At 53.7% G+C, this 12733-nt stretch carries 13 protein-coding genes; 6 read left to right on the plus strand and 7 right to left on the minus strand.

Annotated elements, in window-relative coordinates:
* Window positions 1–223: 223 nt before the first annotated feature.
* Window positions 224–2383: a cation:proton antiporter gene (locus D3A97_RS01845; RefSeq protein WP_232825820.1), complete on the minus strand. Its 2160-nt coding sequence runs from the start codon at window positions 2381–2383 to the stop codon at window positions 224–226.
* A 158-nt stretch (window positions 2384–2541) separates the two neighbouring features.
* Here D3A97_RS01845 and D3A97_RS01850 point away from each other — a divergent pair, with 158 nt between their 5' ends.
* Together D3A97_RS01850 and aat are read left to right on the plus strand one after the other, a co-directional pair.
* Window positions 2542–2847: an ATP-dependent Clp protease adaptor ClpS gene (locus D3A97_RS01850; protein ID WP_119076102.1), complete on the plus strand. Its 306-nt coding sequence runs from the start codon at window positions 2542–2544 to the stop codon at window positions 2845–2847.
* The gene (gene aat / locus D3A97_RS01855; protein ID WP_119076104.1) at window positions 2847–3494 is read left to right on the plus strand and encodes a leucyl/phenylalanyl-tRNA--protein transferase; all 648 of its coding nucleotides are present in this window, start codon (window positions 2847–2849) and stop codon (window positions 3492–3494) included. The genes D3A97_RS01850 and aat overlap by 1 nt, the downstream gene beginning before the upstream one ends.
* A gap of 78 nt (window positions 3495–3572) precedes the next feature.
* Here aat and D3A97_RS01860 read toward each other — a convergent pair whose 3' ends face one another.
* Entirely contained in the window at window positions 3573–4490 is a 918-nt protein-coding gene (locus tag D3A97_RS01860) for a hypothetical protein (RefSeq protein WP_157986303.1), read from the minus strand.
* Between the two features lie 106 nt (window positions 4491–4596).
* Between D3A97_RS01860 and D3A97_RS01865 the strand changes: the two genes are divergently transcribed.
* The 4 genes from D3A97_RS01865 to D3A97_RS01880 are packed head-to-tail and all read left to right on the plus strand — an operon-like array spanning window position 4597 to window position 8780.
* Window positions 4597–5256 (plus strand): metal-dependent transcriptional regulator, encoded by a 660-nt coding sequence (locus D3A97_RS01865; protein WP_119076108.1) that lies wholly within the window; start codon window positions 4597–4599, stop codon window positions 5254–5256.
* Between the two features lie 19 nt (window positions 5257–5275).
* On the plus strand, window positions 5276–7156 hold the full coding sequence (locus D3A97_RS01870) for an Nramp family divalent metal transporter (protein WP_119076110.1): 1881 nt from the start codon (window positions 5276–5278) through the stop codon (window positions 7154–7156).
* Between the two features lie 5 nt (window positions 7157–7161).
* The gene (locus D3A97_RS01875) at window positions 7162–7557 is read left to right on the plus strand and encodes a thioesterase family protein (protein ID WP_119076112.1); all 396 of its coding nucleotides are present in this window, start codon (window positions 7162–7164) and stop codon (window positions 7555–7557) included.
* A 17-nt stretch (window positions 7558–7574) separates the two neighbouring features.
* A complete protein-coding gene (locus D3A97_RS01880; RefSeq protein WP_198673821.1) occupies window positions 7575–8780 on the plus strand; it encodes an acyltransferase family protein in 1206 nt (401 codons plus the stop codon).
* A gap of 14 nt (window positions 8781–8794) precedes the next feature.
* Here the strand turns inward: D3A97_RS01880 and D3A97_RS01885 are convergent, their stop codons facing one another.
* The 5 genes from D3A97_RS01885 to D3A97_RS01905 all read right to left on the minus strand — a co-directional run bounded on the left by D3A97_RS01885 (window position 8795) and on the right by D3A97_RS01905 (window position 12663).
* Complete coding sequence (locus D3A97_RS01885) at window positions 8795–9526, minus strand: LytR/AlgR family response regulator transcription factor (RefSeq protein WP_119076114.1); 732 nt, start codon at window positions 9524–9526, stop codon at window positions 8795–8797.
* The gene (locus tag D3A97_RS01890; RefSeq protein ID WP_198673822.1) at window positions 9501–10574 is read right to left on the minus strand and encodes a sensor histidine kinase; all 1074 of its coding nucleotides are present in this window, start codon (window positions 10572–10574) and stop codon (window positions 9501–9503) included. Before D3A97_RS01890 ends, D3A97_RS01885 begins: the two co-directional genes overlap by 26 nt.
* 10 nt (window positions 10575–10584) lie before the next feature.
* A complete protein-coding gene (locus D3A97_RS01895; protein WP_119076116.1) occupies window positions 10585–10938 on the minus strand; it encodes a DUF4288 domain-containing protein in 354 nt (117 codons plus the stop codon).
* Between the two features lie 82 nt (window positions 10939–11020).
* On the minus strand, window positions 11021–11737 hold the full coding sequence (locus D3A97_RS01900; RefSeq protein ID WP_119076118.1) for a LiaF transmembrane domain-containing protein: 717 nt from the start codon (window positions 11735–11737) through the stop codon (window positions 11021–11023).
* A gap of 263 nt (window positions 11738–12000) precedes the next feature.
* The gene (locus D3A97_RS01905; RefSeq protein WP_119076119.1) at window positions 12001–12663 is read right to left on the minus strand and encodes an FAD-binding oxidoreductase; all 663 of its coding nucleotides are present in this window, start codon (window positions 12661–12663) and stop codon (window positions 12001–12003) included.
* Window positions 12664–12733 lie beyond the last annotated feature (70 nt).

A 12733-nucleotide genomic window follows, 5' to 3' on the forward strand; every position in this document is an offset into this window, starting at 1 on the left:
GCGTATACATTAATCCAAATCCCTTTTCCGTTAAATGTACCCGGCAGAACCGGGCAAGCTGCTGTTTCTTTGTACCGTCATCTGTTAGCCACCCCCAAAAGATCATCTGTTGCCTACCCCAATCAATAACAGGAACGGGACGAAAATGTGCGGGAATACAAAGGGCTGACCTCCTATTGCAGGGTCAGCCCTGTTTTTATGACAGGCTATTTATTGGTTGTTGTTATTGCGCATCTTCTTCTTCAAACGGGTTTCGCTTCTCTCCTCCCTTGAATATCCGCTTCACCGCCTTGCCGATCCTGTTAATGTTCATCAGCTGCTCCTGTATGGGGCGCAGGGTAATATCTCCCTCCTGCATGCCCGGCTCGTTGTTTTCCGTGGTGCGTTGCTCAGGGTATACCAATATCACGTTGTTGTCTTTGAAGTGGCGGGAGATCCGCCCCGGTATGCCTTCCAGGTAGGGCTGGTAAGAGAGTGTGCCTTTCCGGGCAGATACTACTACCAGCAGATCGTCTCCCGATACGTTACGGGCCAGTACAAGAAAGTCTTCCAGGTTGTCCAGTTTCTTGAACGTCAGTTCCACGCTGGCTTTTGCTTCTGTTACAAAACGCTGAACGGCGGCCTGGGTACGCGCACCGCTGTACACCACTACCCTTGCGCCGGCCTGTTTGGCCAGCAGTATGATCTTCTGAACGTAATGGGTGAAGCCCAGTTCGTACTCTGTGTTTTGCGGCAGTACCAGCACCAGTTTTTTGGTGGTATTGATAGGATGCAGGAACTGGCACACGTATACTGTTTCCCAAACGCTCTGCAGCACGTTGTCTGTAGTAGTGCCGAAAATGTTGCCGAAGAGGCGGTCTGTGGCGCTGTTCTTGTCGCTCCAACCCAATACCACATCAGATATCAGCAGTTCCTTCACGGCGCGGGAGATGCCGTCCGTCACGTTCAGGTCTACCCGGGTAACTACCTGCACATTGCTTTCGGAAGCAGCGGCATGTATCACCGCCTTCTCCATCATTTTATTGCTGATGTATATCTTTTCCTTGGCCTCCTCATCGTCTTGCACCACCACCAGCGGGTATACGGGCGCGGCGTTGGCGGGATTTTTTACCATCAGGGCAAAATCCAGCAGGGATTCCATTCTTTCAGGGTTGGCAATGGGAATAAGAAAATGCTCCGGGCCGCCGGCTATTTCCGGTTTCTTTTCCGCCTCCCTGATGGCCAGTTTGCGGCCGGCGTTCTCTGTTACAAAAGAGCCTACCATGCAGGTGATCAGTATGAGCACAATGGTGCCGTTCAGCACGTTCTCATTAATGATGCCCATGTTGTACCCTATCAGCACCACGGCAATGGTGGCGGCGGCATGGGAGCTGCTGAGGCCGAATATCACATTGCGCTGGGTGGCGGTGTAGCCGAATGACAGCTGCGTAAAGAACGCCGCCAGCCATTTGCTGAGCAGCGCCATGGCAGTGAGCGCACCGGCCACAATAAGCGCTTCCGGGCCCTTGAGCAGCACCCGCAGGTCAACGATCATGCCTACAGAGATCAGGAAAAAAGGAATGAACAGCGCATTGCCCACAAACTCTATGCGGTTCATCAGCGGGGACGTGTGCGGTATCAGCTGGTTGAGGGCCAGCCCGGCCAGGAAGGCCCCAATAATGGCTTCCACCCCGGCCAGCTCCGCCAAAAAGGCGGCCAGGAATACCAGCGCCAGCACAAAAATGAAGTGAGATGTTTTATCGTCCTTTATCTTTTTGAAGAACCACCTGCCTATTGCCGGGAACCCCCATAGCACAATGACGGTGAAAATGGCGAGGGAAATGCCCAGCTTCAGCCAGAAGGCCGTGTTAAGATTGCCCTGCTCCGCGCCGGTGATAATGGCCAGGATGAGGAGCACGGCGGTATCTGTAATGATGGTGCCGCCCACGGCCACGGTAACCGCTTCATTTTTAGTGATGCCCAGGCGGCTGGCCAGCGGGTAAGCCACCAGCGTATGGGTAGCAAACATGCTGGAGATGAGCAGCGAGGCCATCAGCGAAAGGTGCAGCACATACGTACAGAGCAGGTAACCCAGCACCAGCGGTATAAAAAAGGTGAATGCGCCAAACACCATGCTGCGGTGGCGGTTCTTCCGAAATTCCGTCATATCCAGCTCAAGGCCGGCCAGGAACATGATATACAAAAGGCCTGCATTGCCGAAAAGATCGATACTTCCTTTCTCTATGATCTTGAAGCCGTGGTCCCCGATGGCCATGCCGGCCAGTATCAGTCCTATAATGCTCGGAATGCGGAACTTGCGCAGGATGATGGGCGCAAGCAGGATGATGAACAATACCAACGAAAAAATGGGCACCGGGTCTTTCAGCGGTAAACTGAAACTCATTAATAAAACCAATCCTTTCATCAACAAATATTTATCTTTTCAATAGTCAGGCGCTACCCGGCACATCTGCCTGGTTTCGTGGCTGTTAATTTACAACCATTCTTTCAAACCACGGCATTGCCAAAAAAATGTAACTTTGTGAAAACAGTTGACTGACCATGAGTTATACGGGAACAGGCGTGTCCGTGAAAGAAAAAGAAGAAATGCTGGTGGAAACAGCCGAGCAGTTCCCCTTCAGTTTAGTGGTGTGGAACGATGACGTGAATACTTTCGAATGGGTGATCACCTCCCTGATGGAAGTATGCGGCCATACGGAAGAACAAGCGGAACAGTGTGCCCTTATTATTCACTACAACGGCAAATACGCCGTAAAGGAAGGTGAGTACCGTGAACTGAAACCGATGTGTGAGGCCCTGCTGGACCGTGGTATCAGCGCAACCATTGTTGAAACGGTATCTACTTAATGCCCCTGTTTTATATACCTGAAGATGAACTGGTTTTTCCGCCGCTGTCTGGCGCCGAGCCTGACGGGTTACTGGCCATTGGCGGAGACCTTAGTACAGAACGGCTGCTGCTCGCTTACCGCTCCGGCATTTTTCCCTGGTACAGCCGCAAACCCATTCTCTGGTGGGCGCCAGACCCACGCTTCGTACTTTTCCCGAAAGAGCTGAGAGTATCCCACAGCATGCGACAGGTATTGCGGAAAGGGCAATTCCAGATCAGCGTGAATACAGATTTTGAAAGCGTTATCAACCAGTGCCGCGCTATTCCCCGCAGCGGCCAGGACGGCACCTGGATCACAAAAGACATGATGGAAGCCTACCTCCGCCTGCACAAGGCCGGTTACGCCCTCTCCGTGGAATGCCGGCAGCAGGGAGCGCTGGTAGGCGGGCTGTACGGCGTAAAGCTGGGCCGCTGCTTTTTCGGCGAAAGCATGTTCTCCAAAGTAAGCAACGCTTCCAAGGCCGCCTTTATCACTTTTGTAGAACAATACCGGCAGGAGCTGGAAATCATAGACTGCCAGGTACATACGCACCACCTGGCCTCGCTGGGCGCAAGGTTCATCAGCAGGGTGAGTTTTGTAGACATGGTGCAGCGGTATGCCGGGTGAGCCCTGGCAAATATGCCGGAGTTGTGTTCAGAAGAGGCCTTCGGGTAGGCCAATATACCAGGAGGCTCCTCCTGCTGCCTATTTCTTCTTCTCCCTCTTCTTTGTATAAGACCCCTCAAAAAAACATTTGATGCCACGGTAAGCGCCGCAGCCGGTTTCAGAAATGGTGACCCTGCCGCCGCTGAACCTGAACTCCAGGATGCAGGAAGTGCGCTTGTCACGGAACTGGCCGGTAGTGGCGGAAGTGAAGCGGCCCACGCCGTCCAGCTCGCCGGTACAGGCCCCGTTGTCTTTTGAAAAGTGGATAAAGAACTGAAATTCCTTGGGCGTTTCCCCATCCCGGATAGATACCAGGCTATGCTCGCCAGATGTGTAGTTGGCGGAGAACTTGTGTTTGCGGGGCAGGGTATCTATGGGATTATAAAGACCGGCGTTCAACGGCTCGGTAGAATTGGTGAGTATCAATATCAGGCTGCCGTCAGGGTTGGCAGCATACACATCGTCCCGGTTGCCGCGCTGCAATGCTGTAGATATGCGGATGTTAAACTTGTCGTCCAGCAGAAAACCCATGCGCGGCTTGCCGCCAATGTTCCGGGCTACCAGGTGGCGCTGCAGGAAAGTGCCCTTCTTGTCATACAAATTCAGCCAGGCCGCGCTGCCTTTTTTTGCCCGGCCTTCTACTACAAAATACAGCAGGTCTTCCCGCTCGATCAGTACCCGGGGAAAAAAGCGGGGTTTCTCCGCCGCGGTAAACACGCCTTTGGCAAGAGTATCAGGTAAAAACTGCTGCACTACCCGCGCCTTTAAAGCAAGACTGTCCGGCTGTGAGCGCCGCAGGGAGTCTGCATTGAGCCGGAAACTTTTACCGCCGGCCGGGAAAAAGCCCCGGAAATCTTCAAAAGTGAGCACACGGTCTTCATCGTTCACCTGCTTCGGTGGGTTGCTGCAAGCCGCCAGCAGGCCGGTCAATAGTGTCAGGAGTAGGATTCTGCTCATATGATGCGTTATGGAGCGAAAAGGTAAATAATATTCCATATATCCGCATAGATTATTGTTTTTGAAAATTATTATTTAGATTTGTCTAAATTATATTTTAGATATCATGAAGTTGACGGTAGCAGAAGAGAACTATATCAAATCCATCTACAAGCTGCAGGACGGCAGTACGGCGGTCAATACCAATGCCATTGCATATGAGCTGGATACCAAGCCGGCGTCGGTAACGGACATGGCCAAAAAGCTCAAGGAAAAAAGACTGATAGACTACGAAAAATACCAGGGTATCACCCTTACCACCGAAGGCCGCAAACTGGCATTGCAGATAGTGCGGCGGCACCGCCTGTGGGAATGTTTCCTGGTTGAAAAACTGTCTTTCAGCTGGGATGAGGTGCATGAAATTGCGGAGGAACTGGAGCATGTGGGCAGTGAAAAGCTGGTGAACCGCCTGAGCGAGTTCCTGGGCAACCCGACCACAGACCCGCATGGAGACCCTATTCCCGACGCGCAGGGAAAGATCAGCAAAAGCAAACAGCTGGTGTCTCTGGACAAGGCTACCACCCGCCGGCTGGAAGTAGCCGGGGTGAGTGACCAGTCTTCCGCCCTGCTGGAGTTCCTTCATGCCAAAGGCGTTAAGCTGGGCACGCAGATAGATGTGATAGAACGGTACGAGTTTGACAACTCCGTGGAGATCAAAATAAAGAACCAGCCCGCTTTCACCATCAGTGAGCAGGTATCCAAAACCATTATGGTGAAACCATTGTAAACGAGACGAACAATACTACATGAAAATTAAGGACCACGCCGCTTCCCTTAGTGAAGTACACCAGAGCGTAGATACAACGGGCAGGCACAAATCAGGCTTTCGCAAAATACTGGCCTTTTTCGGGCCCGCCTACCTGGTGAGCGTAGGGTACATGGACCCCGGCAACTGGGCCACAGACCTGGCGGGCGGCAGCAAATACGGCTATACGCTCATCTGGGTGCTGCTGATGAGCAACCTGATGGCCTTGCTGCTGCAAAGCCTCAGCGCGCGGCTGGGCATTGTGCGCGGCCGTGACCTGGCGCAGGCCAACCGGGAAACCTACCCCGCCCCGGTCAACTTTTTGCTGTACATATTGGCGGAGGTGGCCATTGCGGCCACAGACCTGGCGGAAGTGCTCGGCATGGCCATCGGTATACAGCTGCTCACCGGCCTGCCGCTGATGTGGGGCGTATCGCTCACCGTGCTGGACACCTTCCTGCTGTTGCTGCTGCAACGTTACGGCATCCGCAAAATGGAAGCCTTCATTATTGCCCTGGTGGCCATTGTAGGCACTTCCTTCCTGATACAGCTGCTGCTGGCCAAACCCGATCTGCCGGAAGTGGCCAAGGGTTTTGTGCCCTCCCTGCCGGACGATACGGCGCTGTACATTGCCATTGGCATTATAGGCGCCACGGTAATGCCGCACAACCTCTACCTGCATTCCGCCCTGGTACAGACCCGTAAAATACAGAAAACAGATGCCGGCATCAAGCAGGCGCTGAAGATCAATTTCTGGGACACGGCCATTGCGCTCAACCTGGCGTTCTTTGTCAACGCCGCCATTCTCATACTGGCCGCTTCCGTGTTTTTCACCGCGGGCCATACGGAAATAGCGGACCTGCATGAAGCGCACCGTATGCTGGAGCCGCTGCTGGGCAGCAAGCTGGCTCCCATTCTCTTTGCCGTGGCCCTGATTGCCGCCGGGCAAAGCTCTACGGTAACGGGCACGCTGGCCGGGCAAATAGTGATGGAAGGTTACCTGCGCCTGCGTATCAACCCCTGGCTGCGCCGTCTGCTGACGAGGCTGGTAGCTATTATTCCCGCCCTGCTGGTAATATGGGTAGCGGGCGAGGAAAAAATAGGCGAGCTGCTGGTGTTCAGCCAGGTACTGCTGAGCCTGCAGCTGGGCTTCGCCATTATACCGCTCATTCACTTTGTGAGCGACAAACATACAATGGGCGGCTTTGCCATCAAGCCGCTTGTAAAAGCGGCCGCCTGGCTTATTTCTTCCGTGCTGGTATATCTCAACGTGCGTATGGTGTGGGCGGAAGCCGGCACCTTCATCCGCGGGAACCACGTGTGGTGGGTAGACGTGCTGATATACCTGTCCGGCTTCGCTTTCCTCGCGTTGCTGGTCATTACCGTACTGTATCCGTTCATCAGCCGCTACCGGCAAAAAGGTTCCGCGCGTATGCATGCCACCAAAGTAACACTGGGCAGCCTGGAAGCGCCTGTCTATAAAAAAATAGCCATGGCGCTGGATTTTTCCCAGCACGATGAAAAGATCATTGCCAATGCGCTGGCACAGGGGCAGCCTGATACCGAGTACATCCTCATCCACGTGGTGGAAAGTGCTTCCGCCCGTTACTTCGGGAAGGAAGCCAATGATTTTGAAACACAGAAAGACCAGGAGCAGATAGACACCTACCTTTCCCTGCTGGCCAGCAAAGGCATCAAGGCAAAGGGCGTGCTGGGGTACAAGCACCGCGCCAAATCCATTGTGCGCATTGTGAAGCAGGAAGAGGCAGACCTGCTGGTATTGGGCGGCCACGGCCATACCGGCCTTAAAGACTGGCTGTACGGTGAAACGGTGAACTATGTACGGCATTATGTACACATCCCCGTATTGGTGATACAATAACGCGTATGCAACAGATATTCAGGCCCGGCGATGTCAGGACCTTTACCCGCACCGTGCGTGCGGAAGACTGCGCCACGTTTGACAGTGGCCCTGTACACCCTGTGTACGCCACCTTTGCGCTGGCGCGGGATGCGGAATGGTGCTGCCGGCTGTTTGTGCTGGATATGAAGGAAGCAGATGAAGAAGGGATCGGCACCATGATACATGTAGAACACGTATCTCCCGCCACGGTGGGCACGGCCGTTGTTTTTACCGCCACGGTAGTGAAAGCGGAAGGGCACAGCCTGCTGTGCCGCTTTGAGGCCCATGCCGGCAGCCGCCTGGTGGCGCGGGGAGAGCAGGCGCAGAAAGTGCTCAAAAAAGATAAGCTGCTTCAACTTTTCTCGCCGCCCTTCGCTTAAAAAGCTATCTTAGGTACATGAAAATTCCACCCCCTGTGACCGGCCCTGCCCCTATGCCCGCCAGAATTGTTTCCGTAGATGTATACCGCGGGTTTGTAATGCTGCTGATGATGGCAGAAGTACTGCGCCTCTCAACGGTGGCGGACGCGCTGCCCGGCAATGCTTTCTGGCAGTTTCTCGGCTGGAACCAAAGCCACGTGCCCTGGACAGGCGGTTCCCTGCATGACATGATACAGCCTTCTTTTTCCTTCCTGGTAGGCGTGGCCCTGCCTTTTTCCATTGCCAGCCGCACGGCCAAAGGCGCCACTTTCAATTCACTGCTGAAACATACGCTGGTACGTTCCCTCATCCTGGTGCTGCTGGGTATCTTTCTCCGTTCCCTGCATTCCACCCAAACCAACTTTACATTTGAAGACACGCTCACCCAGATAGGCCTCGGCTACCCCTTCCTGTTCCTGCTCGGTTTTGCCACCCGCAGAACACAGGTGGTAACGGTGTTGCTGATACTGGCGGGTTACTGGCTGGCCTTTGTCCTCTACCCCCTGCCCGCCACCGGCTTTGACACTACGCTGGTGGGCGTTCCGGCAGACTGGCCGCACAACATGCAGGGCCTGGCCGCGCACTGGAACAAGAACACCAACCTGGCGGCTGCCTTTGACCAGTGGTTCCTCAACCTCTTTCCCCGTGAAAAGCCTTTTGCCTATAACCGCGGCGGCTATGTTACCCTGAGCTTCATTCCCACCCTGGGCACTATGGCGCTGGGCCTCTTTGCCGGCCGCGCCCTGAAAAGCACGGATACCCCTCAGGAGCGCATCCGGTTTTTCCTGATCACCGGCGCCTGCCTTCTGGCTGCCGCCGCGCTGCTGCACTTTACCGGCATCTGCCCCATTGTTAAACGCATCTGGACGCCCTCGTGGACGCTTTTCAGCGGCGGGTTGTGTTTCTTTTTCCTCACCTTCTTTTACTGGCTGACAGATGTTGCCGGGCGCCAAAAATACATACTGCCGCTGGTGGTAATAGGTATGAACTCCATTGCCGCCTATGTAATTGCAGACGGGTTCGGCGGCTTTATCAGCAATTCCCTGAGCATTCACCTGGGCCAGAACTTTGACCAGGTGCTGGGCAGCGCCTATGCGCCGCTGGTAAGAGGCATACCGGTGCTGGCCATGGAATGGCTGATACTGTACTGGATGTACCGGAAAAAAATATTCATCAAGGTATAAGCACTTGGCAGGCATCAGAGCCCCAGCGCTTCTTTCAGCCTGGGGTAACCGGTTTTGCTCACCAGTATTTTACTGCCGCTTTTGAGCACGGCCAGGTAGGTTTCTTTTTCATATGGGTCGAGGCGGGTGATCTGGCTTACGTTCAGGATGTAGGAGCGGTGTACGCGGATGAACTGCAGCGCGTCCAGCGTTTTCTCAAAAAAAGCCATGGTCTTGTTCTTCAGAAAAGCGCCTTCCTGCGTTACGATCTTTACATAATCATCTGCCGCCTCCATGTAGTGAATGTCCTGCACGGGAATGATCTTGATACGGCCGTTGATCTTTACCACCACCCGGTTGTGCTGCGTGGGCAGCTCCCGGCCCGCGGCATCCAGCAGCTCCTGCGATACTTCCGTTTTCCGCTCCAGCATCTTCTGCAGGGCCTTATCGAACCGTTCGCGGGAGAAGGGTTTCAGCAGGTAGTCTACCGCATTCACTTCAAAGGCCCGTATGGCGTATTCTTCAAATGCGGTGGTGAATATCACGCAGGGCAGCTTGTCTACCAGCTCCAGCATCTCAAACCCGTTGATCTTGGGCATTTGTATGTCCAGGAAAAGCAGGTCAGGCTGGTATTGCTGTATGGCCTTCAGGCCCTCAAACCCGTCGCTGCACTCTGCCACCACTTCTATTTGGGGGTAGGCCTGCAGGTATTCCCGTACCAGTTCACGGGCCAGCGGTTCATCATCTATCAACACTGTTTTTATCATGGAGCTGCGGTACTTTAATAGTGGTAGTGAATATATTCAGATCAGCTTTTGTTTCCAAAAGATCTTGCCGGCCAAAAAGCAGGAACAGCCTGCGGCGGATGGAGTTGAGCCCGAAACCGGTACCCTGCTGCGCCTGCGGGTGCATGGCAGGGTCAAACGGGTTGGAAACCGTAACCAGCAGCACATTGTTTTCCTGCCGTGCCTCAATGGTGATGTTGATGGCATCCGTTGTATCGTACAACCCGAACTTGATGGCGTTTTCTACCACCGGCTGCAGCAGCATGGGCGGTATTTGCAGGGCGGCCGCTTCTTCATGCTGTATAACTGTGGTGGTTAAACGATGCCTGAAGCGGACCTTTTCAATATCGAGGTACAGCTGCAGGTATTGCAGTTCTTCCCGCAGCGATATCCAGAGCTGGTCTTCCTTTTTCAGCGTGCCCCGTAAAAAATCGCTCAGCTTCTGTATCATTTGCCGGGCTTCTTCGGGCCGCAGCGATACCAGCGCGTTGATGGAGTTCAGGCTGTTAAAGAGGAAATGCGGCTGCAACTGCTGGCGCAGCTTGTACAGCTCCGCCTCCTTGGCCAGTTTTTCCGCGGCCTCCTTGCGGGCCAGCGCTTCCCGCTGCTCTTCTACCTCATACATGAAAAAGCTGATGAAGCCCGTGCCGGTGATCAGCAGCCAGCCCAGCGCAAAGCGGATGGGCAGCGTGTCAGACAACCATTGTATATAAAGGGGGTGCTGGCCGTTATTGTAAAAGAGCTTCAGCAGGCAGATCACCAGGGTAGCCCATAGCGCACTCATGACCAGTGTAAGAAAGGCCACATAAGAATACTTGCCTTTCACCGGCCGGTAATTGGCCTGCATCTGAACAATGGCCGCCAGGGCCACAAACAACAGCACGTTGTGTATCAGGCTGTCTACCACCGCTATCATAAAATCCTGGGCCAGCCAGTAATGCACAATAATGCGGTGCAGGTTCAGGAACAGCACAAAGCCTGTAATGAAGGTCCAGCGGTAGCGTTTTTCTTTGAGCAGGTGAGTGGCCAAAATTTATGGTTTAAACGTTCAGCTCAAATAATTTCTGTGACTGGAGCTGAGCCGCTTTCATCTGCAGCAGGGCTACATAGCTGCCGGCGTTATCAGGCTCTTCCACGCGAGAATACAGTTCCATGCCGTCTTTCAGCTCGTCCAGCGCAATCAGCTCCGGCACGTTGATAAAACGCCACTCTACCAGCTCTTCCTTCTGGTTGCGGAAGGCATATTGTTCCTGTTCCCCTATTTGCTGGGCTTTTTTCCAGGCCTCCTGTTTGCTCACCGCACTGATGAGGCGCAGTTGTTCATCGAATTGCGGGAGGTGTTCCCCCTTTCCGCAGATGATCTGGTAAACTATCTTCGCAACAAACCAATACATGTTAAACGGTTTTCAGGTGATATAAGAATGGAATGGAAGGGCGGCAAAACAATGGATAAAAGAGAATGGCGAAAGGAAAGGGTCAATAACTTTTCAGGTCTATGCCGCCGAATGTACAGGAGCCTTTCAGCACCAGTACCTTGTTGGCGGATGCGGGCACTATGGTACGTTTGTCTTCGATGCCGCCGAATATGGTGTTCACGTCCAGCTTCACGTCCCAGTGAGAAGGCACTACCAGTTCAACACCGCCGAACATGATGGTAATGTCCAGCACCGCTTCTCCGTTAATATCTGCCTGCATGAAGTTCAGCTCCGTACCACCAAACATGGTAGTGATGTTGCCTCCCTGGAAGTTTTTCGAAAGGATCACCTTGTTGGTGCCACTGAAAATAGTGGTGCTTTGCAAAAAATCTTCCCTGCTGGCCGTGCTGCTGCCGTCCGCTATAATTTCCTCGTACCGCTTGCTGCGGCTGCTGGCCCGGCTGATCATGTACAACCCTATCACAATGAGGATAATTGGCCAGAAGAAGCGCTGCAGGTGCCACTCGAACGGCAACATATCGTTCAGCAGGAACACTACGCCTACAAAGGTGAGGATGAACCACCCCGCGCCCTGGAATTTGTTTTTGGCGCCCATCACAAATCCTATCAGGATCAGGAGCATGGGCCATGAAAACACCCAGTCGGGTAAATGAAGGTCCATTTTACGGAGGAGGAACACAAGACCGATCACCAGCACGATCACTCCGCCCCAAAGGCCGCTATTGCTATTATCTGGAAGACGATTATATCTGCCCATAAATTGTATCGTTTTTTAAGTTTATGACACAAATCTACCACCACCCTGCCGGGGTAACAATACTGCTTAGGCAGGCATGGGGCTTTTACCGGTAAAATGGGGGAAATTGCCGGTGAAAATGACGAAGCGGTGCCGCTGCAAGCCGGTAAGGGGAAACTGCCGGTGAAAACACCAGAACGCCGGCACAAAGGGAAATGCACGACGGAGCATACCGGCAACAACCAACGCTTGCGCCTGTGCGGCAGGGAAACAGCAAACCGCCCCTATAGCTCTACTACAATGGTTTTGCCGCCCAGCTTCTCCAGCGTGCTTTTCAGGCCTGCCACCATGGCATCCGGCCCGCAAATGTAAAAAGGCTGGTCAAAGTCTTTGATCCGGGAACGCAGGTACACCTCGTCTATCTTGTGATTGTCGTACCCCGGTACGGCCTCTTCCGTAAGGGTGTTAATGAAATTGGGGCCCAGCATCTCCCGGAACTCATCTTCCAGGATGATGTCCGCTTTGGTCTTGTTGGAAAAAATGAGCTGGTTGCCGCCCAGCTGCCCGTCTTTCCTCAACTGCCTGAAAATGGCAATAAAGGGGGTAACGCCCGCCCCGCCGGCAATAAAAGTGCCCTCGCCGCGGTACTGGATGGCGCCCCACACATCGTGTATGCGCAGGCTGTCTCCCGGCTGCAGCAACCCCAGCTGGTTGGTAACGCCCTGTCTTTCAGGATAGATCTTGATGGTGAACTCCAGGTGGTCCCAGCTGTTCAGCGCCGTGAAAGTAAAAGGCCGCCGCTCTTTTTCCCAGCCTGGCTTGTTAACGGCCACCTCTGTGGCCTGGCCGGGTATAAAACGGTAACCCGCGGGCTTTTCAACAGTGAAACGCCTTACATTGTGGGTAACGGGGGTTACATCTAAAATTGGTACTATATGTTCTTCCATGGTCCCTCAGTTTATTCTTCTTCTAATTTAAGTTAATTATCACACTTACGGCCTTCATCCCACCTTCAAA

The organism is Chitinophaga alhagiae (assembly GCF_003568665.1).
In the GTDB taxonomy this organism is placed as follows: Bacteria; Bacteroidota; Bacteroidia; order Chitinophagales; family Chitinophagaceae; genus Chitinophaga; species Chitinophaga alhagiae.

Excerpts from the sequence above, each read along its gene's own strand:
- D3A97_RS01845 (WP_232825820.1), bottom strand. The coding sequence starts at position 2,383 with ATGAGTTTCAGTTTACCGCTGAAAGACCCGGTGCCCATTTTTTCGTTG.
- D3A97_RS01850 (WP_119076102.1), top strand. The coding sequence starts at position 2,542 with ATGAGTTATACGGGAACAGGCGTGTCCGTGAAAGAAAAAGAAGAAATG.
- D3A97_RS01880 (WP_198673821.1), top strand. The coding sequence starts at position 7,575 with ATGAAAATTCCACCCCCTGTGACCGGCCCTGCCCCTATGCCCGCCAGA.
- D3A97_RS01865 (WP_119076108.1), top strand. The coding sequence starts at position 4,597 with ATGAAGTTGACGGTAGCAGAAGAGAACTATATCAAATCCATCTACAAG.
- aat (WP_119076104.1), top strand. The coding sequence starts at position 2,847 with ATGCCCCTGTTTTATATACCTGAAGATGAACTGGTTTTTCCGCCGCTG.
- D3A97_RS01885 (WP_119076114.1), bottom strand. The coding sequence starts at position 9,526 with ATGATAAAAACAGTGTTGATAGATGATGAACCGCTGGCCCGTGAACTG.
- D3A97_RS01870 (WP_119076110.1), top strand. The coding sequence starts at position 5,276 with ATGAAAATTAAGGACCACGCCGCTTCCCTTAGTGAAGTACACCAGAGC.
- D3A97_RS01895 (WP_119076116.1), bottom strand. The coding sequence starts at position 10,938 with ATGTATTGGTTTGTTGCGAAGATAGTTTACCAGATCATCTGCGGAAAG.
- D3A97_RS01905 (WP_119076119.1), bottom strand. The coding sequence starts at position 12,663 with ATGGAAGAACATATAGTACCAATTTTAGATGTAACCCCCGTTACCCAC.
- D3A97_RS01900 (WP_119076118.1), bottom strand. The coding sequence starts at position 11,737 with ATGGGCAGATATAATCGTCTTCCAGATAATAGCAATAGCGGCCTTTGG.
- D3A97_RS01860 (WP_157986303.1), bottom strand. The coding sequence starts at position 4,490 with ATGAGCAGAATCCTACTCCTGACACTATTGACCGGCCTGCTGGCGGCT.
- D3A97_RS01875 (WP_119076112.1), top strand. The coding sequence starts at position 7,162 with ATGCAACAGATATTCAGGCCCGGCGATGTCAGGACCTTTACCCGCACC.